At 36.8% G+C, this 23,297-nt stretch carries 26 protein-coding genes; 8 read left to right on the top strand and 18 right to left on the bottom strand.

Annotated features, from left to right (window positions below; genetic code table 11):
* Window positions 1–12 precede the first annotated feature (12 nt).
* From G558_RS12645 to G558_RS12635, 10 genes are all read right to left on the bottom strand, one after another.
* Window positions 13–576, bottom strand: a complete 564-nt coding sequence (locus tag G558_RS12645) for a flavodoxin family protein (RefSeq protein WP_036931757.1) — start codon at window positions 574–576, stop codon at window positions 13–15.
* Between the two features lie 108 nt (window positions 577–684).
* Window positions 685–1,971 (bottom strand): adenylosuccinate synthase, encoded by a 1,287-nt coding sequence (locus G558_RS0107015; protein WP_028829546.1) that lies wholly within the window; start codon window positions 1,969–1,971, stop codon window positions 685–687.
* A gap of 147 nt (window positions 1,972–2,118) precedes the next feature.
* Window positions 2,119–3,165 carry a tRNA (adenosine(37)-N6)-threonylcarbamoyltransferase complex transferase subunit TsaD gene (gene tsaD, locus G558_RS0107010; RefSeq protein ID WP_036931755.1) on the bottom strand — a complete coding sequence of 349 codons (1,047 nt, stop codon included), beginning with the start codon at window positions 3,163–3,165 and terminating at the stop codon, window positions 2,119–2,121.
* A 4-nt stretch (window positions 3,166–3,169) separates the two neighbouring features.
* Complete coding sequence (gene rimI, locus G558_RS0107005) at window positions 3,170–3,604, bottom strand: ribosomal protein S18-alanine N-acetyltransferase (RefSeq protein ID WP_028829544.1); 435 nt, start codon at window positions 3,602–3,604, stop codon at window positions 3,170–3,172.
* Between the two features lie 3 nt (window positions 3,605–3,607).
* Window positions 3,608–4,378: a tRNA (adenosine(37)-N6)-threonylcarbamoyltransferase complex dimerization subunit type 1 TsaB gene (gene tsaB / locus G558_RS0107000; RefSeq protein WP_028829543.1), complete on the bottom strand. Its 771-nt coding sequence runs from the start codon at window positions 4,376–4,378 to the stop codon at window positions 3,608–3,610.
* Between the two features lie 17 nt (window positions 4,379–4,395).
* Window positions 4,396–4,857: a tRNA (adenosine(37)-N6)-threonylcarbamoyltransferase complex ATPase subunit type 1 TsaE gene (gene tsaE, locus G558_RS0106995; protein WP_036931754.1), complete on the bottom strand. Its 462-nt coding sequence runs from the start codon at window positions 4,855–4,857 to the stop codon at window positions 4,396–4,398.
* 229 nt (window positions 4,858–5,086) lie between these two features.
* Entirely contained in the window at window positions 5,087–7,072 is a 1,986-nt protein-coding gene (locus G558_RS0106990) for an elongation factor G (protein WP_028829541.1), read from the bottom strand.
* Between the two features lie 177 nt (window positions 7,073–7,249).
* Window positions 7,250–7,444, bottom strand: coding sequence for a stalk domain-containing protein (locus G558_RS14530; protein ID WP_408633489.1), 195 nt, complete (start codon window positions 7,442–7,444; stop codon window positions 7,250–7,252).
* A 1,157-nt stretch (window positions 7,445–8,601) separates the two neighbouring features.
* Window positions 8,602–9,429: a metallophosphoesterase gene (locus tag G558_RS0106980; RefSeq protein ID WP_028829540.1), complete on the bottom strand. Its 828-nt coding sequence runs from the start codon at window positions 9,427–9,429 to the stop codon at window positions 8,602–8,604.
* Window positions 9,426–10,061 carry a YczE/YyaS/YitT family protein gene (locus tag G558_RS12635; protein WP_051188547.1) on the bottom strand — a complete coding sequence of 212 codons (636 nt, stop codon included), beginning with the start codon at window positions 10,059–10,061 and terminating at the stop codon, window positions 9,426–9,428. Before G558_RS12635 ends, G558_RS0106980 begins: the two co-directional genes overlap by 4 nt.
* 116 nt (window positions 10,062–10,177) lie before the next feature.
* On the opposite strand from G558_RS12635, the gene G558_RS0106970 reads away from it, so the two are divergent.
* Complete coding sequence (locus G558_RS0106970) at window positions 10,178–10,624, top strand: hypothetical protein (RefSeq protein WP_028829539.1); 447 nt, start codon at window positions 10,178–10,180, stop codon at window positions 10,622–10,624.
* 34 nt (window positions 10,625–10,658) lie between these two features.
* On the opposite strand, the gene G558_RS0106965 is transcribed toward G558_RS0106970, so the two are convergent.
* Genes G558_RS0106965 through G558_RS12630 form a run of 3 tightly spaced genes read right to left on the bottom strand, consistent with a single transcriptional unit; the run spans window position 10,659 to window position 12,603 of the window.
* Window positions 10,659–11,453: a hypothetical protein gene (locus G558_RS0106965; protein ID WP_028829538.1), complete on the bottom strand. Its 795-nt coding sequence runs from the start codon at window positions 11,451–11,453 to the stop codon at window positions 10,659–10,661.
* Window positions 11,447–12,148, bottom strand: coding sequence for an ABC transporter ATP-binding protein (locus G558_RS0106960; protein WP_028829537.1), 702 nt, complete (start codon window positions 12,146–12,148; stop codon window positions 11,447–11,449). Before G558_RS0106960 ends, G558_RS0106965 begins: the two co-directional genes overlap by 7 nt.
* Window positions 12,148–12,603: a GntR family transcriptional regulator gene (locus G558_RS12630; protein WP_071604464.1), complete on the bottom strand. Its 456-nt coding sequence runs from the start codon at window positions 12,601–12,603 to the stop codon at window positions 12,148–12,150. Before G558_RS12630 ends, G558_RS0106960 begins: the two co-directional genes overlap by 1 nt.
* A gap of 278 nt (window positions 12,604–12,881) precedes the next feature.
* On the opposite strand from G558_RS12630, the gene G558_RS0106950 reads away from it, so the two are divergent.
* The 7 genes from G558_RS0106950 to fabZ all read left to right on the top strand — a co-directional run bounded on the left by G558_RS0106950 (window position 12,882) and on the right by fabZ (window position 18,569).
* Window positions 12,882–13,847 (top strand): beta-ketoacyl-ACP synthase III, encoded by a 966-nt coding sequence (locus G558_RS0106950; protein WP_036931752.1) that lies wholly within the window; start codon window positions 12,882–12,884, stop codon window positions 13,845–13,847.
* A gap of 60 nt (window positions 13,848–13,907) precedes the next feature.
* On the top strand, window positions 13,908–14,135 hold the full coding sequence (acpP, locus tag G558_RS0106945) for an acyl carrier protein (protein WP_028829535.1): 228 nt from the start codon (window positions 13,908–13,910) through the stop codon (window positions 14,133–14,135).
* 108 nt (window positions 14,136–14,243) lie between these two features.
* Window positions 14,244–15,482, top strand: coding sequence for a beta-ketoacyl-ACP synthase II (fabF, locus tag G558_RS0106940; RefSeq protein WP_028829534.1), 1,239 nt, complete (start codon window positions 14,244–14,246; stop codon window positions 15,480–15,482).
* Between the two features lie 25 nt (window positions 15,483–15,507).
* Complete coding sequence (gene fabK / locus G558_RS0106935; RefSeq protein ID WP_028829533.1) at window positions 15,508–16,416, top strand: enoyl-[acyl-carrier-protein] reductase FabK; 909 nt, start codon at window positions 15,508–15,510, stop codon at window positions 16,414–16,416.
* A gap of 23 nt (window positions 16,417–16,439) precedes the next feature.
* On the top strand, window positions 16,440–17,387 hold the full coding sequence (gene fabD, locus G558_RS0106930) for an ACP S-malonyltransferase (protein WP_028829532.1): 948 nt from the start codon (window positions 16,440–16,442) through the stop codon (window positions 17,385–17,387).
* Between the two features lie 10 nt (window positions 17,388–17,397).
* On the top strand, window positions 17,398–18,126 hold the full coding sequence (gene fabG / locus G558_RS0106925) for a 3-oxoacyl-[acyl-carrier-protein] reductase (protein ID WP_028829531.1): 729 nt from the start codon (window positions 17,398–17,400) through the stop codon (window positions 18,124–18,126).
* Window positions 18,126–18,569, top strand: a complete 444-nt coding sequence (gene fabZ, locus G558_RS0106920; protein WP_028829530.1) for a 3-hydroxyacyl-ACP dehydratase FabZ — start codon at window positions 18,126–18,128, stop codon at window positions 18,567–18,569. The genes fabG and fabZ overlap by 1 nt, the downstream gene beginning before the upstream one ends.
* Window positions 18,570–18,643: 74 nt before the next feature.
* On the opposite strand, the gene G558_RS12625 is transcribed toward fabZ, so the two are convergent.
* Genes G558_RS12625 through G558_RS0106895 form a run of 5 tightly spaced genes read right to left on the bottom strand, consistent with a single transcriptional unit; the run spans window position 18,644 to window position 23,296 of the window.
* Window positions 18,644–19,219, bottom strand: a complete 576-nt coding sequence (locus tag G558_RS12625) for a phosphatase PAP2 family protein (RefSeq protein WP_036931751.1) — start codon at window positions 19,217–19,219, stop codon at window positions 18,644–18,646.
* A gap of 28 nt (window positions 19,220–19,247) precedes the next feature.
* On the bottom strand, window positions 19,248–19,688 hold the full coding sequence (locus G558_RS0106910; protein ID WP_028829529.1) for a Mini-ribonuclease 3: 441 nt from the start codon (window positions 19,686–19,688) through the stop codon (window positions 19,248–19,250).
* Entirely contained in the window at window positions 19,670–21,064 is a 1,395-nt protein-coding gene (gene cysS, locus G558_RS0106905) for a cysteine--tRNA ligase (RefSeq protein WP_028829528.1), read from the bottom strand. The genes G558_RS0106910 and cysS overlap by 19 nt, the downstream gene beginning before the upstream one ends.
* Window positions 21,065–21,066: 2 nt before the next feature.
* Window positions 21,067–22,080, bottom strand: coding sequence for a FecCD family ABC transporter permease (locus G558_RS0106900; protein ID WP_051188545.1), 1,014 nt, complete (start codon window positions 22,078–22,080; stop codon window positions 21,067–21,069).
* Window positions 22,061–23,296 carry an ABC transporter ATP-binding protein gene (locus G558_RS0106895; RefSeq protein ID WP_028829526.1) on the bottom strand — a complete coding sequence of 412 codons (1,236 nt, stop codon included), beginning with the start codon at window positions 23,294–23,296 and terminating at the stop codon, window positions 22,061–22,063. The genes G558_RS0106900 and G558_RS0106895 overlap by 20 nt, the downstream gene beginning before the upstream one ends.
* Window position 23,297 lies beyond the last annotated feature (1 nt).

Here is a 23,297-nt window from a genome sequence, read left to right as displayed (position 1 = left end):
TTTCCTCTTTTCCTAATATATCCTATCTATAAGCATGTCAATTTCTGCCATAGCTTTTTTATTTTCATATGCTGGAACATGGTCTGTATCTGATACATTTATGTGTTCTATAAGCTCCGTATTTATACTTTTGTACATAAATTCAAGCACGTTTTTATTTCCTTGAAACTGAGTCTCATACTCAGGCCCCCCTGCAATAGAAACGGCAAATCCTCTTCTTTTTTTAGACCTGTCTATAAGTGAATCTTTTAGAGTATACTTGCTGTTGTATATGGCCTGCATCCTGTCTATCATGGCTTTGAGTTTCCACGGTGTTCCATCAAAATATATGGGCGTTATGGTAATTGTAATATCTGATTCGTCAAATATACTGTACATATTTTGCAATTCATCTTTTATCACGCAACCCCTATTTTTACTGCAGTAGCCGCAGTCTATACAGCCCGTGAATTCCATTTCTCTGAGATTGAAATATGTTATATCCATTCCTTCAAGTTTTTTTATTATATACTCTGATATCTGGCTACTGTTCCCATTTTTTCTTGGGCTTGCGTTTATTATAACTGCCTTTTTCATAATTTCACCTCGCTTCTATATTCTATCTCTGCTTTAATACATATAAGAAATCCCCGACCCGGGATTATTTCCAAAGTCAGGGAAAATATTTCTTAAAATTTGATGTTATTAAAAGAAGTCTTTTCTCAGTATTGTCTGGTCTCTTCTTGGGCCAACTGAGATAATATTTACTGGTACTCCTACGTACTCTTCTATTATCTGCACATATTCTTTTGCTTCTTTAGGTAGAGATTCATATGTCTTTGCTTCAGTTATCTCTTCTTGTGTAAATCCTTTTACAGTCTTGTATACAGGAATCGCTCTTTCAAGTTCTTCTCTTGTAGAAGGAAGCTCTGTTATTTCTTTTCCATCAAGGCTATAGGCCACACAGATTTTAAGTTCTTCAAATCCCTCAAGAACGTCAAGAAGCATAAGCGCTATTGATGTATATCCGTTTAGCATTGCCGTATATTTAATTACTACCAGGTCAAGCCATCCACATCTTCTTGGTCTTCCTGTAGTAGTTCCAAATTCTTTTCCTTTTTGTCTTATAAGGTCTCCTGTTGCATTGTCTTCTTCAGTTACAAAAGGTCCTTTTCCAACTCTTGTAGTGTAGGCCTTTGTAATTCCTATGACTTCATCTATGGCTCTGGCATTGACTCCAGCACCCACAAGGAATCCTCCTACTGTAGGGTGAGATGATGTAACATATGGGTATGTTCCAAAATCTGTATCCAGCATTGCGCCTTGAGCTCCTTCAAACAGAACTTTTTTATTGTCTGCAATCGCTTTGTTTACTACAAATTCTGTTGCTGTAACATATTTTTTAAGCTTTCTTCCGTATTCGATATATTCTTTGTACATATCTTCATATGAAAGTGCTTCTTTTCCATACATCTTTGTTATGATGTCGTTTTTTCTACTTAGTGCAAAATTGAGTTTTTCTGCAAACATCTTTTCATCAACAAGGTCTGCCATCCTTATTCCAATACGCTCAACCTTGTCCATATAACATGGGCCTATGCCTTTTTTAGTAGTTCCTATATCTTCTTTTCCTCTGGACTCTTCCATTAATGCATCTATTATTTTATGGTATGGCATTATTATGTGAGCTTTGTCACTTATTTTTAGGCTTGAAGTATTTACGCCTCTTTCTTCAAAGCCTGACAGTTCTTTTAGAAGTACTTGTGGATCTATTACCACACCGTTTCCGATTACATTAATTGCATCCGGATTCAGTATTCCTGAAGGTACTAGGTGAAGTGCATATTTTTGATCGCCTACAACCACTGTATGGCCTGCGTTATTGCCGCCTTGCGCTCTAACTACAAGGTCTGAGTTTTTTGCTAGATAATCTATTATTTTACCTTTTCCTTCGTCTCCCCACTGTGAGCCTATTATTGCTATTCCTGGCATTTTTTTCCTCCTAAAACATCCATTTATAAAAATACTTACATACTAAACCAATTTATATATTTATATTTTTTCGAACTTTTCCCATACTATTTTATCAAACATTCGCAGTTAATACAAGTATCCTTGTATACTTATTAGATTTTGTTTCTAATTTTCGCCAATTTTCAGATTTGGCTTTGCATTTAGGTACATATCATCCACATATCCATCTATATACCTGTAATATGCACATGACCCTATCATTGCCGCATTATCTGTACAAAGTCCAAGAGGCGGATAATATATATCCAATTTATCTTCTTTGCATCTCTTTTCCATGTTTTTTCTTAGCGCAGAATTTGCAGAAACTCCTCCGCTTAGAACTACGCAGTCATAGCCTCTGTCTTTTACAGCCTTTATAGTTTTATGAATAAGAATATCCACTACCGCATGCTGAAAAGAAGCTGCAATGTCGGCATTGCTATAGGTTTGACCTTTCATCTTCTTGTTGTTTATATAATTTAGGACGGATGATTTTATCCCTGAAAAGCTGAAGTCATAATTGTCTTCTTTATACATCGCCTTTGGAAATTCAATATTAGGACTCCCCTCTTTTGCAAGTTCATCTACCAGGGGCCCGCCCGGATATCCGAGGCCAATTGCCCTTGCGACCTTGTCATAGGCTTCTCCGGCTGCATCATCTCTGGTTTTTCCTATTATCTCTATTTCGTTATAGTCCTTAACCTCTACTATATGAGTATGGCCCCCTGAAACTATAAGGGAAATAAAAGGCGGTTTCAGTTCTGGAAATGCAAGATAATTCGCCGCGATATGGCCCTGTATGTGATTTACTCCTACAAAAGGTTTACCGGTTGCATAAGACAGTGCTTTTGCAGTTGAAAGCCCTACAAGAAGCGCTCCCACAAGCCCTGGGCCATATGTTGCTGCAATTACATCTACGTCTTCAAGTTTTATTTTGGCAGCTAAAAGCGCATTTTCTATTACAGGATTTATATCCACAACGTGATTTCTCGATGCAACTTCTGGAACTACTCCTCCAAATTTTTTATGGATTTCTATCTGAGTTGAGACAATATTTGACATTATCTCTCTTCCATTTTTAATCACCGCCGCAGCAGTTTCGTCGCAGCTGCTCTCTATTGCAAGGATTATTACATCTTTTTCCTTTATCTTATCATTATTTAGTGATTTCATATTATTAAAATTCCTTCATCATAACTATGGCATCTTCATCAGTGTCTGTATAATAACCCGATCTAAGGCCAATCATTTTAAAACCAAGTCCTCTGTAAAGTCCCTGGGCTATAGAATTGCTGGACCTTACTTCAAGATACATGTGTTTTGCATTCTCGCTGACTGCCATTTCCATAAGTTTATTCATCAACATTTTAGATATCTTTTTTCCTCTGTAATCAGGATGAACCGCTACATTGTTTATGTTTGCTTCATCAAGTACCAGCCAGAACCCTCCATATGCCGCCACCTTGTCACCATCCATTATTACTATATATCTTCCTAACTTATTATCTATCTCAGTTTTTATAGATTTTCTGCCCCAGGGAGTCACAAACGACAGTTCTTCAATCTGATACACCTGCTCTGCGTGTGCATGATCCATCTTTTTACATTCCATTTTTCATCCTCTGTCTTTCATACTTTGCATAGCTTTTACTTTTGCCATCTTTTCCTCATACTGAACCTCGGCCTGTGGTTTTCTTATATAGACAGGTTCAATGTATCTTGGCATATCCACAGCTTTTCCCGATGTAATTATATCAAACGCGATTTCACAAAGATTTGAGGACCTTAGAAAATTAAGGTTTTTGTCCGCAATCAGAAATCCTGGTTCTTTTGTAAGGTTTTTTAGTTCTTCAGATTCCATAAGCCCTGTTCTATACCTGTCTGGCATTTCTCCACAAAGTATTACTTTTTTTTGAGATTTCATCATTTCTCTTATCTCAATGATTATATCATCTTTGCTTATTGCCTCTTCAGATTTTATGATACGTATCTTTGCATCTTCAAAACTGTATATTCCCCTGTAATAGTCATCTCTTTGCGCATACATTGTCGACACTATAACATGGTCTGCATATTTGAAATTGTGAGCAAGGGCCTCCAGTGATGAAATCCCAATTACAGGTATCCCATTTGCCATGGCAAATGCATTTGCAGTTGAAACTCCTATCCTTATTCCTGTAAAAGATCCAGGCCCTGTAGTGCACGCGACTGCGTCTACCAATTTTATGTCCTCATCTATGTTCTTCAGCATTGTGTCAATGAGCGGCATTAGTTTTTCGCTGTGGGTCAGCGCTTTATTTTGAGTAAATTCTGCAAGCATGGCTTTTTCGCTGCAAAGCGCTACTCCAAGAGATGCAGAAGATGTATCTATAGCAAGTATTTTCATTATTATATTTTCCTTCCTTATGTTAATCTCTCAGATATATCTCTCAGCAAATCTTCGTGCCTTTTCCCAAATGCATTAAAAGTAAAATACCTGCCGCCTTCAGGCGCATAAACCAGCTTTATTTCAAGTCTGTCATTAGGAAGTATATCTCTTATAATTTCTGACCATTCGATTATTATAGCTCCATTTTTGTTAAGATAGTCTTCAAATCCGACATTGTACATCTCTTCGCTGTCAGCAATCCTGTATACATCAAAATGATAAAGAGGTATACGGCCTTCATATTCCTGAACTATGGTAAATGTTGGACTTGTAATTTCTTCTTCAATGTCCAGGCCTTTTGCAATTCCTTTTGAGAGATGCGTTTTCCCCGCACCAAGGTCACCATCAAGGCATATAATGTCTCCATTTTTCAGAGCTCTACCGATAATCATTCCTATTTCTATGGTCTTTTCAACATTTTCTATATATTTTTTCATTATTTTCTCCGTTTTATTATTAATTAAGACTTATATATTTTACCACATTTAATTCTTTTCCACAAAAGGATTTTGATGGTTGTATAGTTTCAAGTTGCTAGTTCCCTTCTGGAAACCAGGATATAAAATGAAAAAGGGTTATACAATTTAATTGTATAACCCTTTTTTTATAAATCTTTCCTATATTCTCCAAATCGTTTGTTACCTTCAGTGCCAAGTGTCCATAATATTATTTTTCAGTTTTTGCTTCAGCAATTATCTTTTCTGCCATCTGCCCAGGGACTTCTTCATATCTTACAAATTCCATCTCAAAGTATCCTCTTCCTTGTGTCATGGCCTTAAGATCTATTGCATATTTAAAAGTTTCAGCTTGTGGCGCTTCTGCAAATATTATCTGCTTATGATTTTTGAAAGGTTCCATCCCCAGAACTCTTCCTCTTTTTTTATTCATATCTCCCATTATATCTCCCATGTATTCCTCAGGAATAACTATGGAGAGTTTCATCACAGGTTCAAGAAGAACGGGTTTAGCTTCTTCTACTCCTTTTTTAAAGGCTAAACTTGCTGCCATTTTAAAGGCCATCTCTGATGAATCTACATCATGATAGGATCCATCATAAAGAGTTGCTTTAATATTTGTCACAGGATATCCCGCTAGCACACCATGCTCAAGGCAGTCTCTGAGTCCTTTTTCTACTGCCGGAATATATGATTTTGGAACAGAGCCTCCAAAAATTTCTTCTGTAAATTCAAAAGCTTCACTTGAAGGTGCAAATTTTATCTTTACATCACCATACTGACCGTGACCACCTGACTGTTTCTTGTGTTTTCCCTGTACGTCGGAATTTCCCTTTATAGTTTCTCTGTATGGTACCTTGAGATCTTTTATCAGCACTTCTACCCCAAATTTATCTTTTAATTTATCCTTTATTGCATTCACATGTATATCTCCCTGAACTCCAAGAACCAGTTGTTTTGTTTCCTTGTTCCTGTAATATGTGAATGACGGGTCTTCTTCTTTAAGTCTTTGGATACCTGTAGAAATCTTATCCTCATCATTTTTGTTAACTGCCTCAATTGCCACTAACATCTGATGTTTTGGGAAATCCATATCAGGCTGCTGACCATAGCCATCCCTGGTAGAAAGAGTTTCACCTGTAAGTATATCATTTAGCTTTGTAAATACTACAAGATCCCCACAATGCGCTGTTTCAATTTCTTTAAGTTCTTTATTAACTATAGTAAACATCTTATGGATTCGTTCTTTGGTATTTCGATTTACATTGAATATTTCCATTTCCTGCTTAAAGTCACCTTCACATATTCTTGCATATGATACTCTCCCAAGAAAAGGATCTATCATTGTCTTGAATATCTGAGCTACAGATACCGTAGAATATCTTGGAAGTCCTGCATCAATTGGAGTAGGAAGATAATCTACCACCATATCCATAAGTGTATGTACACCTATATTCTTTGCCGTAGAACCACATAGTACCGGTATGATTTCTCCAGAAAGCACTCCTATTCTAAGTCCTTTTGTTATCTCTTCTTTTGTAAAAGCTTCTCCATTGAAGAATTTCTCCATCAGTTCTTCATCAGTTTCTGCAACCGACTCTAAAAGCATTTCTCTGATTGGATCTACCTGTAAATGCATGTCATCTGGCATTTCTACAGTCACGCATTCTTTTCCGTTATACTCTCTTGCAAACATGTCAACTACATTGATGAATCCCTTAAAGTCTTCTGCCTTGCCCCATGGCACGTGAAAGGGTGCTACTTTTTTGCCATATCGGTCTCTAAGCTGGTCCAGAATTTTTTCATAATCAGCCTTGTCACTGTCTATCTTGTTAACAAATATAAATTTAGGTATATTGAGCTCATCTGTTATCTCGAGCGACTTTTCTGTTCCTACCTGCAAATCCGTAGTTCCATCTACAACTATTATAGCACCCGAAACAGCTCTCATTGCCGAAGTGAGTTCTCCCGCAAAATCAAAATATCCGGGAGTATCAATAAAATTGTATTTATTGTTCTTATATTCTATTGAAAATAATCCCATTGAAGAAGTAAATTTTGCCTCGTCTGTTGGTTTTGAAATTCTGTTTGTCAACCCTGCTGTGTAGTGTATTGCTTCTGTAAGATTACTCTTTCCCGAACCACTGTGTCCCAGTATTGCAACGTTTCTGATTTTATCACTCTCATAAACCCTCATGTCAAATCCTCCTTCTGGCAATGCCATTGTATGCAATTTTCAAAATATTGAGTATTTTAAACAATTATAACGTAATAGTATTAATTTTGCAATCATTTTCAACAAAAAAAGCGAACAGTTGTAACTGCTCGCTCCTGACATTTCAATATAATTAACCACTTATAATTCACTTTTAGTTTATTTCTTCAGCAAGTCCAGTATTTCATTTCCAACGTAAGTCGTACCATTTACTATGTTGTTTGTCACAATTGATCTTTTTTCAATCCCATTTATCTTGTATCTTGTAGTCCCCACATATACTTCTATTGTTTCTGATCCTTTTGTCATTACCACAACTTTTGATTTTGGATTCCAGTTAACTTTGTATCCCATACTTCTAGCTTCTTTTGCTATCGCATTTTTAGCATGAGCATTGGCCTTGTTTCCTTTGTTATCTGTATCTGAGTTGGAGTTTGGGGTTCCAGTTTCTTTGTCTGAAGCATTATTTTCAAGTTCTGGAAGAAGAATTATCTTTTTAATTCCCGATGCCACAGTCTGAGCTGGTATGCTTCTTGTAGTAGCTCCATATATGACCATCAAATCTCTGTTTTTTATATCTTCAGCTTTTACTATCTGCTTTGTTTTAAAAGCTTCGATTATAGTATTATCAGCAAGCACCAGTTGCAGATTTTTATCTGAACTAAGCAGATCCTTGTCGAAGTGATCTATCTTTACATAGTTGTCTCCGTCATGAAGTACTATCATAAGTGGATTTATCTGTGGTGGCTCGCTCAGCGCCATAGGTGTATTAGAAGTATAAAGCGCCGTAATTGTATCACCTTTGCTTATTTCATTTGGAGATACTATATTCCCCTTTTCAGTATCTATTATTACCGTAGAAAGATGAAATATCCTTGATACACCTCCGCTTGTAACCGTTATTCTGTTGTCATCAGTATCAGTTACTTTTCCTTCAAAATATAAATATTCATTGTCTGAGACAGCCTGTGTAACTGTTTCTTTTTCAGCTCTTACACTTATCTCCTGGGTACCACCATAATATGCTGGGTAGCTTAGTCCAGCTACTCTAAAGTCGCCTCTCATATCCACTGTCATACCTGCTTTTAAATTAGCAACCGTGATTTTTTTCCCATTTCCATCTTTTATTTCAACTTCTTTATTTGCAATAAATCTGCCTATACCCATCTCAGAAGTGTTAACAACTATTACGTCACCTTCAACAGACTGTATGATACCTGAAGCTTTTTCTACCTGTGCAGACTCATCTGAATTTGTAGTCAAAGTATCTCCTTTGTCAGAATTTCCGCCTTTTTCTGCACTTGCTGAAAGTGGTGTTGCTATCATTGAGCCAACCATTACCAGTGCCATTAATTTTTTTATATCTCGCTTCATGTAAACCTCCTATTTATGAAAATTTTCAAAAACTAAATTATTTACCTTACACCTGTAATATTATCAAAATTAATCAAATAATACCATAACAAGAGCTGTACAATCCATTTACAATTTGATTACAATTGTATATTTTTCTAGATATTCACGTCTATAACAGCTATTTCAGGTATATTCATCAGTCTGACAGGTAATACAGTCGTTCCTATTCCTGAGCTTACATAGAGTTTTTTCTCTTCTGTTATTTCATACATACCTTTGACATATTTTTTTGCCAGGGGTGGAGTACTTACTTCCCCTATAAATGGAATCCTTATCTGCCCCCCATGACTGTGGCCTGCAAGTGCAAGTTCATAAGGGTCTTGTTCAAAGTGACTTATTTCATCTGGTTCATGCATTACAAGTATATCATAGTACTTCTTGGTTATAAGTGAAGACACTTTTTTATAATCAGGATTTCCAAGCAGTGCATCATCTAAACCTACAACATTTATCATCATTTGACCGCCTGGATTTAATATCACCGATTCGTTGACAAGGACCTTAAAGCCTGCCCCTTCCATCATATTCCTGTAATATTTATATCCCTGTGAACCATAGTCGTGATTTCCAAACACCGCAATTTTTGCAAGTTCTGCATCAAGTTTTTTTAGGGTCTTGAGTGCGTCTTCTGGATATTTACTGTCTTGCACCGAATCTATAAGGTCTCCTGTAAACACTATTATATCAGGGTCTTGATGATTAATTATCCTGACAATTTTCTCGAGATCTCTTATTGTATAGTTGTCATCAAGATGAGTATCTGAAAACTGTACTACTCTTACTTTTCCCTTGGTAAGTGTCCCAACTTCTATTTTGTTAATTCTAAGAAGATTTGGTTCTATTATTATTCCGTATCCCAGTATCATTAAAAAAAGAATTGTCAAAATTACTACTTTGTTTAAAACACCAGCTATAAATCTCATAGTTCACCTTTTTTTAAAGTGTAGTTTCCTATATAAGTATGTTCTACGCCCTTTACATCAAATCCAATTTTGTCAAATATCAGTTTCATAAAAGGCCCCGCCAAAAGCGCACATATTATTGTTCCAAAACCAAAACTTCCTCCAAGCATTATGCCAATTATTACTGCACCTGTTTCAATTGAGCTTCTTACTACCTGTACCGAAACATTGGTACGCTTTGAGAGTGCTACCATGAGTCCATCTCTGGGTCCAGCCCCAAGCCCTTGACTTATATATATCCATATACCTATATTCATTGCAAACATTCCTACAAAAAGAAATGCAATCTGCACCATATATATATCACTGGTTCTTATTATATCAAGCGACAATATTATATCTGTGTATAATCCTATTATAATCATATTTAAAATAGTCCCTATGCCTATTTTTGCCCCCAGCAGGTAATCAATAGCTACTATTATTCCCGACACCATTATACCAGCTCTGCCAATTCTTATTCCCAGTGTCGTTGCCATGCCACTGTGAAGTACTTCCCACGGAGACATTCCACTTCCTGATCTTATAAAAAATACACTTCCAAGCGCGCAAAAAAAGAATCCCAGATTAAGAAGCAGTATTTTTTTTGTCATTTATAATTCCTCCTGATGTTTTTTAAATTCACAATATATATATAATATCATAAATTATGTGTTGGTAAGTACACTTTTTTGGTATACTATTATCAGATAAGAAAGGAAGTCATGACATGAGAAGTTTTAATAAAATTGTTTTACTCACAATAATAATTACCGGCTCTTTTCTGGCAAGAGACACCGTACTCATTAAAGGACCACTGGATATGAGTCCTGTTTTTACTATTTTAGTTACATCTTTTGTATCTTCAATAATAATAATAAACATTACTGAAAATAGAAAAACTCAAAATCACGACAAAATAGTGCTTTCGATTGTTTCTTTTTCCATCGGAGTATTTAGTCTTATAGGCGCTTATTTATTTGATTTCTCAAATTATGGAGATTATCCTCTTTTGAGGTCTTTACTGATCAATTTTGAATCTGCAGCACAAAGCATAATGAATTATGGTTATGTAACCCTCATCTTGTGCATAGTTTTTGGTCTTATTTCAGGATCCAACAAAAAATTAGGCAAAACTCAAAGCTACAAGTCAAGCAAGCACAAATATAACTATTAATAAAACAAAAACAGGGCAAAGCCCTGTTTTTGTTTTATTCAAGATTGAGTTTTTTTGTCATCATATGTTCAGTAACAAAATAGTATATCACTATTTTTATTATATAAAATGCTATTAAGATCCATACTAATACATTGAAATCAGAAATTGCCTGCGCTGAATTTTGACCACTTATATTTATGAATTTTTCAGCTATTCTACTGTTACCAATTATTCCCGTTACAGTGTTAACTATAAAGCTCACTCCAATAAATGCCCCTAGAGATCCTATCAGTTTTCTTTTAAACAGCTGCCCTATAGATATAGACATGTATACCATAAGTGTCATGGATATTATCGAAAAAATCGAAAGCAGCATTAGATTTACACCTGTTATTATTATTTTCCCAAACACTATTCCTTCTGTCCAGTAATTTAAAGCATAAAGAATATCATTCCACATTCCCGCCTGATAGGCTATTATAATTACAGATATACCAGCAATGAGTGCGCTAAGTGCAACCCATACAAAAGATGAAATTGTCTTACTTATTATTATGTCTCTTGATTTGACAGGAAGAGTATGGGTAAGATATCCCTCATCCCCATAAACTGTTTTGTAGAAACGCTGTACTACAAGAAATGCAGTAAGCATCATAACAGAGGTAGCTGTAAGTCCGTATGAAAATGCTACGATTCCCATTGCAATCTGTCCAAGTTTGCTGAACTCATATATGTTAATTCCATTGAATAGTCTCGTTATAGCTGCGAGTGTAATCATAAGTCCATAAAAAGGTAACAGGGTTCTCCCAGTCCCCTTCATTTCATATTTAAGCAATTTTCCTAACATTTAAACACCTCCCTGAAAAGCATGTCCACGCTCTTTCCCTCATCTTCTCTTATTTCATCTACGCTCTTATGCATAACGACTTCTCCATATTTAATAAATATAACTTCGTCAAGGACTTTTTCAATGTCTGCAATCAAGTGAGTCGAAATAACAATAGCCGCATTCTCGTCATAATTAGTAATTATAGTTTCCAGTATATAATCCCTTGCTGCAGGGTCAACTCCTGCAATAGGCTCGTCTAGAAAATATATCTGAGCTCTTCTGCTCATAACAAGTATAAGTTGGACTTTTTCTTTTGTGCCTTTTGACATAGTCTTGAGCTTGTCATTTTCGTTTATGCCAAGTCTTGCCAGCATGTCCATCGCCCTGTTTTTGTCAAAATCACTGTAAAAATCACAGAAAAACTGTATTATCTCTTTTACGGTCATATAATCATTTAGATATGTCTTTTCAGGAAGATATGAAACTATAGTCTTTGATTCTACTCCTGGAGCATTGCCATCTATAAGAATTTCTCCACCATCAGGATGCAAAAGTCCGTTAGCCAGCTTTATGAGCGTTGTTTTTCCACTTCCGTTGGGTCCAAGCAATCCCGTTATCTTCCCTCGTTTTAGTTTTAAGTCTATTCTTGAAAGTGCCGTCTTGCTTCCAAACTTTTTCGTAAGATCATTGCATTGCAAAATATATTCATTCATTACTTTATACCCTCCTTTAAAAGATCTTCCAGATTTCCAACTGCTTTTGTAAGTTTTTTCGAAGTTACCTCCTGGGCTTCAAATGCTTTTTCTCCCTGTTCATGGTAGTCCTTCATCATGTTTTCGATTTCATCAATAGTATATCCCAGTTTTTTCATGTCATTCATAAAAGATACTATCTTTACCCCTGCAAGTTTTCTTCTCAGGCGACTTATAACAGACTCGTCATCTGTTATAAATCTTCCACTTGTCCTCTGGCTATATACTAAATTCATGTTTTCAAGTTCTTGCAGAGCTTTTTGCATAGTATTTGGATTAACTCCTGCAATAGATGCAAGCTCTCTTACTGAATCGAGTTTTGCCCCAGCTTTATACTCTCCAGATAATATTCCAAGTTCTATTTTGTTTATAATCTGTATATATATGGGTTTGTCCTGTTCAAAATTCCAAGCCATGTTTACCTCCTTAACATCAGAATAATCATTCATATTTTCATATTGTACCACTGTACTAATTATATAATACAATAATACAAAGCACATGTCAATAATATATTTTTTTATTCAGTGTTTTTATCAGACATGTTTATGTGTGTCTGATAAAAACACTTATTTTCCAATGTCTATATTTTTTTTATTAAGAACTGTTGACAAAAAACCATTTTAGTATTATTATTAACCATATCATTATTCCACATTTTACACATATGGAATCGCAAAGAAAGAGGTAATATATGTCTTTAATCTCAACAGGAAGCTATGCTCCCAAATTCAGCCTGGGCAATGACCATCTTACAACACTTGTAGATACAAGCTCTGAATGGATTGAAAAAAGAACTGGTATAAAGAAAAGAAATATTTCTGCCGGAGAAAATACATCTGACCTTGCTTATGAAGCAGGAAAACAAGCAATTGAAAATTCAAATGTAAACCTAGAAGATATAGATCTTGTTCTTGTTGCAACAATAACTCCAGATCACTTCACTCCCTCTACAGCAAGCATGGTTCAGGGTAAACTGGGAATAAAGAATGCGGTTGCCTTTGATATCTCTGCTGGTTGTACAGGATTTGTATACGCTCTTGGAATAGCAAGTTCGATGATAAAAAATGGAATTGCAAAAAATGCACTTGTAATAGGTTCTGAAGTTCTAAGTAAAGTGTTAGACTATACTGACAGAAATACCTGTGTAATATTTGGCGATGGCGCCGGTGCACTTGTCCTTACAAAGGATTTAAATGATAAAATAAAAGATATCTATCTTCAGGGTGAATATGATACCGCTCACAATATACAGATTCAAAGTGTAAACGTAAATAACGCAATGCACACTTCTCAGGATGCATCTACACTTCCAAAACTGTCAATGAATGGCGGAGAAGTTTACAAATTTGCACTTGGAGCACTAAGTGAACTTATCGAAGTTATATTAGAAAGAAATAACCTTACCAATGATGATATAAAATATATCGTCCCACACCAGGCCAATTTCAGAATAATAGAAACTGTAGCCAAAAAACTTGGAATAGATATCAATAAGTTCTACATGAATATCGAAAACTACGGAAACACATCATCAGCAAGTATTCCAATAGCACTTGCAGAAATGAACAATCTTGGCCTTCTTAAAAAAGGAGACAAAATAATCATAGCTGGTTTTGGAGCCGGTCTCACATGGGGATCAATACTGATAGAATGGTAATTATAAATAAATTTTTATTATCTAAATTTTAAATTAGGAAAACTAAAAGGAGAAAACAACATGTTAAACAAAGTAATAGAAATACTGGCAGAAAAACTGGATAAGGATGCAAGCGAAATAACTGTAACTTCAAACATCAAAGAAGATCTTGGAGCAGATTCACTGGATATGGTAGAAATAGTAATGGAAATCGAAGAAGAATTTGATGTTGAAGTAGAAGATGCTGATACTGCTTCTATAATCACAGTTCAAGATATAATAGATTACGTAACAAAAAAACAGGCATAATCTTAGACTTATTGATGGCCTACCCCTTATCCCTCTGTAATTTTACAGGGGGATAGTAATTCCAGGAATATAAAGCCATAAATATATTTTAAAATTTAAGGAGTTTTTATGAAAAGAGTAGTGATAACCGGCCTGGGAGCAGTAAGTCCTGTCGGAAATGATATAGAATCAACCTGGGAATCTCTCAAAGCCGGAAAAAACGGAATAGATAAAATAACTTTGTTTGATCCTTCAAGATCAAAGGTATCGCTTGTTGCCGAAGTAAAAAATTTTGATTACAGCAAATATATAGATCCTAAATCTGCAAAGAGAATGGACCGATTTACTCAGTTTATAGTATGCGCTGCAAAGATGGCATTTGAAGATTCTATGCTTAACGACACTAACTTTGACAAATCTGATGCAAGAGTAGTAATAGGTAGCGGTATAGGCGGACTTGGAACCATTCAGGAACAAATTGAAAAACTTACTCTTAAGGGTCCGGGAAAAGTTTCCCCTTTCTTCATACCTGCTTCTATAGTCAATATAGCCCCAGCTCACGTTTCAATGGAGCTAGGTCTGCAAGGTCCTTCTACTGCCATAGTTACAGCTTGTGCTTCTGGTACAGATGCTGTCGGTGATGCCTTCAGATCTATAAGAGACGGCTATCACGAGATTGCTATAGCGGGTGGATGTGAAGCTGCAATAACAGAATCAGGAATTGCAGGATTTGCAAATATGACCGCCCTTCATACAGGCGAAGACAAAAACCGCGCTTCCATACCTTTTGACAAAGACAGAAGTGGCTTTGTTATGGGTGAAGGCGGAGGAGCCCTTGTACTTGAAGAACTTGACCATGCTCTTGCCAGAAATGCAAAGATTTATGCCGAAATAACGGGATATGGCCAGAGTTGTGATGCTTATCATATAACCTCACCAGACCCAGAAGGAAAAGGCGCTATAAAGGCAATGCAAAGAGCAATCTCTGATGCAGGCATAACACCTGATAAGATAGACTACATCAATGCACATGGAACAAGTACTCCATACAATGACAAATTCGAAACGCAGGCTATAAAAGCGGTTTTTGGAGATCACAGTTCAAAACTCCTGATAAGCTCTACAAAATCTATGACTGGTCACCTGCTTGGAGCTGCCGGAGCAATAGAAGCCATAGCTTGTGTCAAAGCTCTTGAAGAGGGTATAGTTCCTCCAACAATTAATTTACAAAACCCAGATCCTGAATGCGACCTTAACTATGTAGCTGATTTCAAAATAGAGTCAGATATTAAATATACACTGTCTAATTCACTTGGCTTTGGTGGACACAATGCAACAATAATCATGAAAAAATGGGAAAACAAATAATCCGGATTAAAAAAGGAAAACATATATGAGAATCGAGAATATTTTAGGTATCAAATATCCTCTTTTTCAAGGTGCAATGGCTTGGATATCACATTCAAGCCTTGTTTCTTCTGTATCTAATGCAGGAGGTCTTGGAATTTTAGGGGGAGGCTCACTTACAAAAGAAGCCTGCAAAGAAGAAATCCACAAGATTAAATCCCTCACAGACAAGCCATTTGCACTCAACATAATGCTTATGAGTCCACACTCGGATGATCTTGCCCAATTAGCTATAGAAGAAGATATAAAAATCGTGGTTACAGGCGCAGGTAATCCGTCTAAATACATGAAAAAATGGAAAGAACACGGTATTATAGTTATTCCAGTAGTTGCTTCCGTAGCACTTGCAAAAAGAATGGAAAGACTTGGAGCTGATGCAATAATAGCAGAAGGCACTGAAGCTGGAGGTCACGTAGGAGAGCTTACAACGATGACTCTTGTCCCTCAGGTCGTCGATGCTGTAAGCATACCAGTAATAGCAGCCGGGGGAATAGCTGACAAAAGAGGTGTAAATGCTGCATTTGCACTGGGAGCTCAAGGAGTTCAGCTGGGAACAAGATTCCTGGTTGCAAAAGAATGCACCATATCTCAGCAATACAAAGACGAAATCATAGCAGCAAAAGATACCGATTCTACCGTTACTGGAAGAATCACAGGACATCCAGTACGTGTACTTAAAAACAGGATGACCAGACAAATCAAGGAAATCGAAAACGCTCCTGGAATGAGTACAGAAGAAAAAATAGCCAAAATCGAAGAACTGACAATGGGAAGTTTTAGAAAAGCAGTCGTAGACGGTGACACAAGATATAGTTCTCTGATGTCAGGACAAGTAGCAGGCCTTGTGAAAAAAGAAGAAACTGCAGAAGAAATAATTAAATCACTTTTTGAATAAAAAATAAAATAGAGGTATTTCTTATGAAAAAAATCGCATTTGTATATCCTGGCCAAGGATGCCAGTTTGAAAAAATGGGCAAAGAATTCTATGACAACTATGCCTGTGCGCGCGAAGTGTTTGAACTTGCGAGCGAGTCTCTTGGGGAAGATTTAAAAGACCTATGTTTTGAATCCGACCTTGAAAAGCTGAGCCTTACAGAAAATACTCAGCCTGCAATATTTACAGTAAGCATGGCTCTGTCAAAGATACTTGAAAGCAATGGAATAAACACATCTGCATTCGCAGGCCTCAGCCTTGGAGAATATTCAGGACTCTCTGCAGCCGGAGCCATATCTATAGAAGACGGAGTACTCCTTGTAAGAACCAGAGGAAGGCTTATGCAAGATGAAGTTCCCGTGGGAAAAGGCAGCTTGATGGCTATAATGGGACTTAGCCAGGAAAAGATTGAAGAAGCCATACTTCCACTTCAGTCAAAGGGAATAATTTCATGCTCCAACATAAATACCGACAATCAGATTGTTATTGGAGGCCAGGTTGAGCTACTTAAAGAAGCTGAAGGCATACTCAAAACTGCCGGAGCAAAAAGAGCCATGTTTCTCAATGTGAGCGCACCATTTCATACAAAAATGCTTACAGGCGCCGGAACAAAACTCAGATTTGAGCTTGATAAAATTGCTATACAAGCTCCCGATAAAGACTATTATCCAAATGTTACCGGTGAAATTTTCAGTGCCGGATCACAAAGTGTACATTCTGCCATAGCAGATCTGCTTGAAAAACAGGTATACAGCCCTGTTCTTTGGAACAAGACCATAAAGAATATGATTGCTCAGGGAATAAATACATTTGTCGAAGTCTTCCCAGGAAACGTTGCGGGATCGCTTATAAAAAAGATAGATAAAAATGTAGAGATAATAAGCATATCCAACGTAGAGATGCTTGAGACTTTTTTGAATAGTTACAGATAAGGAGAAACAGATGAGCTGTGCTGTAATAACTGGCGCTTCAAGAGGTATAGGCAGAGGAATCGCGCTTACCCTTGCAAAAGGTGGCCATAACATAGTAATCAACTACAGAAGTGAAAACCCTGAAATAACATCGCTTGTGAATGAAATAGAGTCCCTTGGAGTAAAGTGCCTTGCACTTCAAAAAGACGTAAGCGATTTTGATCAGGCAAAAGAACTTATAGACCTTACTGCTGCTGAATTTGGTCAAATAGATATACTGGTTAACAACGCCGGCATAACAAAAGACAAGCTTATAGCAAGAATGAAGGAAGAAGATTTTGATCAGGTAATGAAGGTCAATGTAAACGGAACTTTCAACTGTACAAAGCATGCCTTGAAATATATGATGAAGCAAAAACACGGGGTAATAGTAAATATGTCCTCAGTTGTTGGAATAAGAGGAAATATGGGACAGGCAAACTACAGCGCCTCCAAAGGTGCAGTAATCTCATTTACTAAATCATGTGCACAAGAATTTGCAAGATACAATGTAAGAGTCAATGCAATAGCACCAGGGTTTATTCAGACTGACATGACTGACGTACTTCCAGAAGAGGTAAAAGCTTCGATACTTAGCGGTATCCCTATGAACAAGCTTGGAACAATTCAAGACGTTGCAGACGCAGTTGAGTTTCTTGTGTCTTCAAAGGCTTCATATATAACAGGTCAGGTACTTTCTGTAAATGGAGGTATGGTATAATGGAAAATCTTGTATTGCCATATTCCATAACAGATATTCAAAAAATCATCCCTCACAGGAGTCCGTTTCTTCTAATCGATAAAATAACTGAACTTGATATAGAAAAAGGTAGAGCTACCGGCTACAAGGCAGTTACCTATAATGAGCCTTTTTTTGCAGGACACTTTCCTCAGCAGCCCGTTATGCCTGGAGTACTTATAATAGAGGCTCTTGCACAAACTGGAGCTGTCGCTGTTTTATCAATGGAAGCCTACAAAGGAAAAATAGCCTTCTTCGCAGGAATAGAAAATGCCAAATTCAGGCAAAAGGTAGTTCCAGGAGATCTGTTAAGGCTTGAAGTTGAAATGACAACAATAAAAAGGAACATAGGAAAAGCAAAAGCAAGAGCATATGTAGAAGACAAACTTGCCTGCCAATGCGAACTTATGTTTGCAATAGGATAACTAAAACAAAAAGACTGGATAGCTCCTTTTAGAGGAATTTTCCAGTCTTTTGTTTTTATTGATTTTAGCCCTGTTTACTTGTATTTTTTTCTTGCAAAACGATCGATCACCATAGCGTTTTTTCTGCTTAAATAGGTTTCTACAATTTTCTTTGAAAGCAGTGCAATCAATATTCCAAGTATAGCCCCCGCAAGTATATCAGTTGGGTAATGCACATAAAGATAGAGCCTTGAGAAAGATATTATTAATGCCAAAATCATTGCCGGAATTCCGTACTTAATGCTGTAAAACATCATGCACATGGCTCCTGCAAAAGACGACATGGTATGTCCTGAAGGAAATGAAGCATCAAGAGGCTTTTTTATAAGAAGGTCCACCGCGGCATTTACATCAGACGGCCTTATCCTTCCAATGAGAGGTTTTAAAATAATATTGCCTATGAGCAGACATCCTATAAGAGATACCGCCATGATAACTCCATTTTTCCTGGTCCTTGCAGATGAAAGAAGCAATACCGCCAAAAGTATCCATATCAATCCATAAGATCCCAGATAAGTAAATACGGTCATTATTTTGTCCATCACTGGACTTGTCATGTCAGATTGTATAAAGTCAAGTATTGTAAACTCATATTTCAATAAGGTTTCCATCTTTCCTCCTGAACTGCACTTATATTACTTACTTTATTTGAATTATCCCAAACGCGGCTTCTACGATTTCTTCTATTCTCTCTCTATGCCCGCTTAGGTCAAGAAATCCAATTAAAGTTTCAAAGCCAGTAGCATATCTGTACTCAGACATGTCTGCGTTTTTAGGGGGAATAGATTGCTGATTCCTCCCCCTTTTTACCCACGCCCACTCTTCTTCTGTAAAAAATCCGGATTCTCTGAGCGATCTTACTATCTTAGCCTGACTGGCTGCTTTTGCAAAACTTACTGTCTTCTTATGCAAGCTCTGTATCTTGTCATTTGGATAATTTTCAACCATTTTTTTTCTAACTAATAGCTCATATGTCCCGTCTCCTATATAGGCCAGTACTATGGGATTCATTGCAGATAACGGAACTCTGACTTGGTTACACTCTGAGGTGTTTTTTGTATTTACTTGATTTTTGTCCATGTTGTTCCTTGTCTGGTATCCAATAATTCTATACCCATTTCTTTAAGTTCATCTCTTATCCTGTCAGATTCTGCAAAATCTTTATTTTTCTTTGCTGCTGTCCTTTTTTCTATAAGCTCATTAATCTTGTCTTCGTCTACATCATCTTTTTTCTGTATGATGTTAAGCACTCCTGTAAGTTCATTAAATGCTTCAAGGCATTTTTCAACATACTGCTTTGAACTGTTATCTTCTGCTGTTGTATTTATAAATGAAACAAGTTCAAATATAGCAGTTATTGCATCTGCCGTATTTAAATCATCATCCATGGCATCTATAAAAGCCTTCTTGAACTCAGGAAGTTTTTTTAGATTAGCTTTTTCGTCTTCACGTAGCCCATCTTCTGCCATCGAAATCAGAAATTCCATTCTGTTCTTTGAATTGTAAAGCCTTGTCATCCCTGCTTTCGCCTGATCCAGAAGTTCTTTACTGTAGTTTACCGGTCCTCTGTAGTGTGCGCTGAGCATGAAAAATCTTACTATCTCCAGATCCATTTCTTCTGAGATTTCTCTTACTGTAAAAAAGTTGTTGAGCGACTTGCTCATTTTTTGATTGTCTATGTTTATATATCCATTGTGAACCCAAAAATTCGAGAATTTTTTACCTGATCTGGCCTCACTCTGTGCTATTTCATTCTCGTGATGCGGGAAGATTAGATCCTGTCCACCTGAGTGTATGTCAATTGTATCTCCAAGATATCTTCTGCTCATTACAGAACACTCGATATGCCATCCCGGTCTTCCCTCGCTCCATGGAGATTCCCAGCCAATTTCGCCTTCCTTCTTCTTTTTCCAAAGTACAAAATCCATTGGATGTTTTTTATCTTCACTTACTTCTATACGTGATCCAAAATTAAGCTCTGCAAGATTTTGGCGCGAAAGCTTTCCGTAATCCTTAAATTTTTGTGTATCAAAATAGACATCTCCGCCTGATTCATATGCGTAGCCTTTTTCGATAAGCTCACTTATAAATTCTACTATCTCTTTTATATTTTCAGTAACTCTAGGATGCACATCTGCTCTTCTTATTCCAAGACCGTCTGCATCTTTAAAATATTCTTTTATATATTTATCTGCCAGTTTTAATGGACTTATGCCCTCTTCATTAGCTTTTTTTATTATCTTATCATCGACATCGGTGAAATTTTGTACAAATGTGACTTCATACCCTTTGTATACAAGGTAATTTCTAAGAAGATCAAACATTATAAAAGGTCTTGCATTACCAATGTGAAAATAATTGTATACAGTCGGTCCGCATGAATACATTCTTACTTTTTTATCTTCAATAGGTACAAATTCTTCTTTTTTTCTAGTGAGTGTATTATATAACTTCATAATTATTTCCTCCCATTTTTTCTAAGTAAATATATGAATAATGGCCCTGCTATGACAGCGGTCATAACTCCCACAGGAATCTCTGCTGGCCTTGTGAGTAACCTTCCTGCCGTATCTGCGAGCATTAATGTAACAGAGCCTGTAAGCGCTGACAGAAAAAGCAGCTTTTTATTTTCAGCTCCGGTAAAATACCTTGCTATATGTGGTGCAATGAGTCCCACAAAGCCTATTGTTCCGCCGACGGACACCACAGTTCCAACTATCAGTGAACTGGTAAGAAGCAGTATTATTTTGGTTTTTGCTGTATTGACTCCAAGACTTGATGCAGACTCTTCTCCAAAAGACATCATATTGAGCTCTCTCCAAAAATAATAAAGTACAAAAGTGCACGGGACTATGACTCCGGTTGCAACTCTTGTTTTTTTCCAGGTCGCGCCTGCTATACTTCCCATATTCCAAAATACTATACTTTCTATCTTATCACTGTTGAGCATCATTATTATAGATATCAGTGCCGATATAAAATAGCTTACTACAATTCCTGAAAGTAGTAAAGAAGATGTAGATACTTTTCCACTTCTGCTACTCAAAAAATATACAAAAGAAAGAGTTCCTACAGCTCCTGTAAATGCAAATAAACTCAAGGCGCTTACCCCCGGTATCTTGGCAGTGACTCCCGTAACTATTGCAATCACAGCTCCAAGAGAAGCTCCCGATGACATTCCAAGTGTATATGAATCGACAAGTGGGTTTTGAAAAATTCCCTGCATTACAGCTCCCACCATAGCAAGCCCTGCTCCAGCAATGGCTCCCAGCAAAACTCTTGGAAGCCTTATCTTATAAAATATCGTGTGTTCTGTGCTTCCAGGACCTGTCATTAGTGCATTTATGATTTCCCTCAGGCTTAGATCCACCGCTCCGAATCTCATAGATACAAGCATAGACAAAAAGAATGCTGATATCATAAGTATATATATCAACGCCATTTTTTCCCTGCTATTTTCTGCTGTCTTCATCTAAGAATCCCTTCCTGCAAGTTTTTCTTCCCATCAGGCTGCAGAGTATTTCACTCGCTCTTCCATCTGTAAAGTCTCTATCTTTAAAATCTCCATCTCCTATTATATATATGTCTTTGTCAGACACTTCATTCTCACATAGTACTTCCAGGTTTTCTAAATTCATATAACCAAAGAAGACCGGACAGATTATAACAGCATCAGCTTTTTTTATATTACTGAGGTTCTTTTGGTATGATTCTTCTGATATAGGCCTGAAAGGGCTTTCTTCCACCATGTCCAGTCCATAATCTTTTGCAAGCTGCCAGTCTACGTCCCCTTTATTGAGTACGCACACGCTGAGCCTGTATCCCAGATGATGAAGTTCATGTATTAGGTCACTTCCGCTGCCTCCACCACATACTATATGAATTTTTTCTTTGGGCTTTTCAAAAAATCCTTTGCTTTTTGAATATATATGAGGCCGATTAATTACCGGACTTTTTGATACCAGCACGTCTGCATCAAATACTCTTTTAATATTTTCTGCGGTCAGTACATCTTGAGCCATGCCCGATGTAAATATCTTGCCTTCTTTCATGAGGATTACTTTATCACTATACATAGAAGCAAAGTTAAGATCATGCAGGATTGCTATTACAGTCAGTCCTTTTTCTATACTAAGCTTCTTGACCGTATCTAAAATTTCCACCTGATACTGGGGGTCCAGATTTGATATTGGTTCATCAAGCAGTATTAATTCTGGGTCTTGTGCTATTGCCTGGGCCAAAACTACTCTTTGTCTTTCCCCTCCTGATATTTCAGTGAAAAAACGGTCTTTGAGATATTCCACATTGGTTGTCTGCATAGCTTTTAAAACAATGTCTTTGTCTTTTTCAGTTTCACCCTTGAATCTGCTTACGTGTGGATATCTTCCCATCATGACAACATCTTGACATGTAAATTCATAGACCACATCAGTATTTTGAGGTACTACCGACATAAGTCTGGCTCTTTCTTTGGCCTTCATGAGAAAAACATCCTGGCCATCTACCCAGACTGTATTTTTTCTTGTTTCTATCATATTTGATATACTCTTTAGCAAAGTTGTTTTCCCCGAACCATTTGGCCCTAAAATAGTAACAAACTCGCCTTTTTTTATTTCAATATTTATATCTGTCAAAACTTCATGCTTACCAAAACTTACACTCAGTCCGTCTATCTTAACGATTCCCATT

Origin of the sequence: Proteocatella sphenisci DSM 23131 (assembly GCF_000423525.1) — a bacterium.
In the GTDB taxonomy this organism is placed as follows: domain Bacteria; phylum Bacillota; class Clostridia; order Peptostreptococcales; family Filifactoraceae; genus Proteocatella; species Proteocatella sphenisci.
The sequence above is the reverse complement of the archived record's forward strand: the minus strand, read 5'-3'. Positions and strand labels throughout refer to the sequence as shown.

Bases quoted from the DNA above. Each gene is read 5' to 3' on its own strand.
- G558_RS12645 (WP_036931757.1), bottom strand. From the start codon at position 576: ATGAAAAAGGCAGTTATAATAAACGCAAGCCCAAGAAAAAATGGGAAC.
- G558_RS0107015 (WP_028829546.1), bottom strand. From the start codon at position 1,971: ATGCCAGGAATAGCAATAATAGGCTCACAGTGGGGAGACGAAGGAAAA.
- tsaD (WP_036931755.1), bottom strand. From the start codon at position 3,165: ATGAAATCACTAAATAATGATAAGATAAAGGAAAAAGATGTAATAATC.
- rimI (WP_028829544.1), bottom strand. From the start codon at position 3,604: ATGGAATGTAAAAAGATGGATCATGCACACGCAGAGCAGGTGTATCAG.
- tsaB (WP_028829543.1), bottom strand. From the start codon at position 4,378: ATGAAAATACTTGCTATAGATACATCTTCTGCATCTCTTGGAGTAGCG.
- tsaE (WP_036931754.1), bottom strand. From the start codon at position 4,857: ATGAAAAAATATATAGAAAATGTTGAAAAGACCATAGAAATAGGAATG.
- G558_RS0106990 (WP_028829541.1), bottom strand. From the start codon at position 7,072: ATGAGGGTTTATGAGAGTGATAAAATCAGAAACGTTGCAATACTGGGA.
- G558_RS14530 (WP_408633489.1), bottom strand. From the start codon at position 7,444: ATGGGATACAAAGTTAACTGGAATCCAAAATCAAAAGTTGTGGTAATG.
- G558_RS0106980 (WP_028829540.1), bottom strand. From the start codon at position 9,429: ATGAGATTTATAGCTGGTGTTTTAAACAAAGTAGTAATTTTGACAATT.
- G558_RS12635 (WP_051188547.1), bottom strand. From the start codon at position 10,061: ATGACAAAAAAAATACTGCTTCTTAATCTGGGATTCTTTTTTTGCGCG.
- G558_RS0106970 (WP_028829539.1), top strand. From the start codon at position 10,178: ATGAGAAGTTTTAATAAAATTGTTTTACTCACAATAATAATTACCGGC.
- G558_RS0106965 (WP_028829538.1), bottom strand. From the start codon at position 11,453: ATGTTAGGAAAATTGCTTAAATATGAAATGAAGGGGACTGGGAGAACC.
- G558_RS0106960 (WP_028829537.1), bottom strand. From the start codon at position 12,148: ATGAATGAATATATTTTGCAATGCAATGATCTTACGAAAAAGTTTGGA.
- G558_RS12630 (WP_071604464.1), bottom strand. From the start codon at position 12,603: ATGGCTTGGAATTTTGAACAGGACAAACCCATATATATACAGATTATA.
- G558_RS0106950 (WP_036931752.1), top strand. From the start codon at position 12,882: ATGTCTTTAATCTCAACAGGAAGCTATGCTCCCAAATTCAGCCTGGGC.
- acpP (WP_028829535.1), top strand. From the start codon at position 13,908: ATGTTAAACAAAGTAATAGAAATACTGGCAGAAAAACTGGATAAGGAT.
- fabF (WP_028829534.1), top strand. From the start codon at position 14,244: ATGAAAAGAGTAGTGATAACCGGCCTGGGAGCAGTAAGTCCTGTCGGA.
- fabK (WP_028829533.1), top strand. From the start codon at position 15,508: ATGAGAATCGAGAATATTTTAGGTATCAAATATCCTCTTTTTCAAGGT.
- fabD (WP_028829532.1), top strand. From the start codon at position 16,440: ATGAAAAAAATCGCATTTGTATATCCTGGCCAAGGATGCCAGTTTGAA.
- fabG (WP_028829531.1), top strand. From the start codon at position 17,398: ATGAGCTGTGCTGTAATAACTGGCGCTTCAAGAGGTATAGGCAGAGGA.
- fabZ (WP_028829530.1), top strand. From the start codon at position 18,126: ATGGAAAATCTTGTATTGCCATATTCCATAACAGATATTCAAAAAATC.
- G558_RS12625 (WP_036931751.1), bottom strand. From the start codon at position 19,219: ATGGAAACCTTATTGAAATATGAGTTTACAATACTTGACTTTATACAA.
- G558_RS0106910 (WP_028829529.1), bottom strand. From the start codon at position 19,688: ATGGACAAAAATCAAGTAAATACAAAAAACACCTCAGAGTGTAACCAA.
- cysS (WP_028829528.1), bottom strand. From the start codon at position 21,064: ATGAAGTTATATAATACACTCACTAGAAAAAAAGAAGAATTTGTACCT.
- G558_RS0106900 (WP_051188545.1), bottom strand. From the start codon at position 22,080: ATGAAGACAGCAGAAAATAGCAGGGAAAAAATGGCGTTGATATATATA.
- G558_RS0106895 (WP_028829526.1), bottom strand. From the start codon at position 23,296: ATGGGAATCGTTAAGATAGACGGACTGAGTGTAAGTTTTGGTAAGCAT.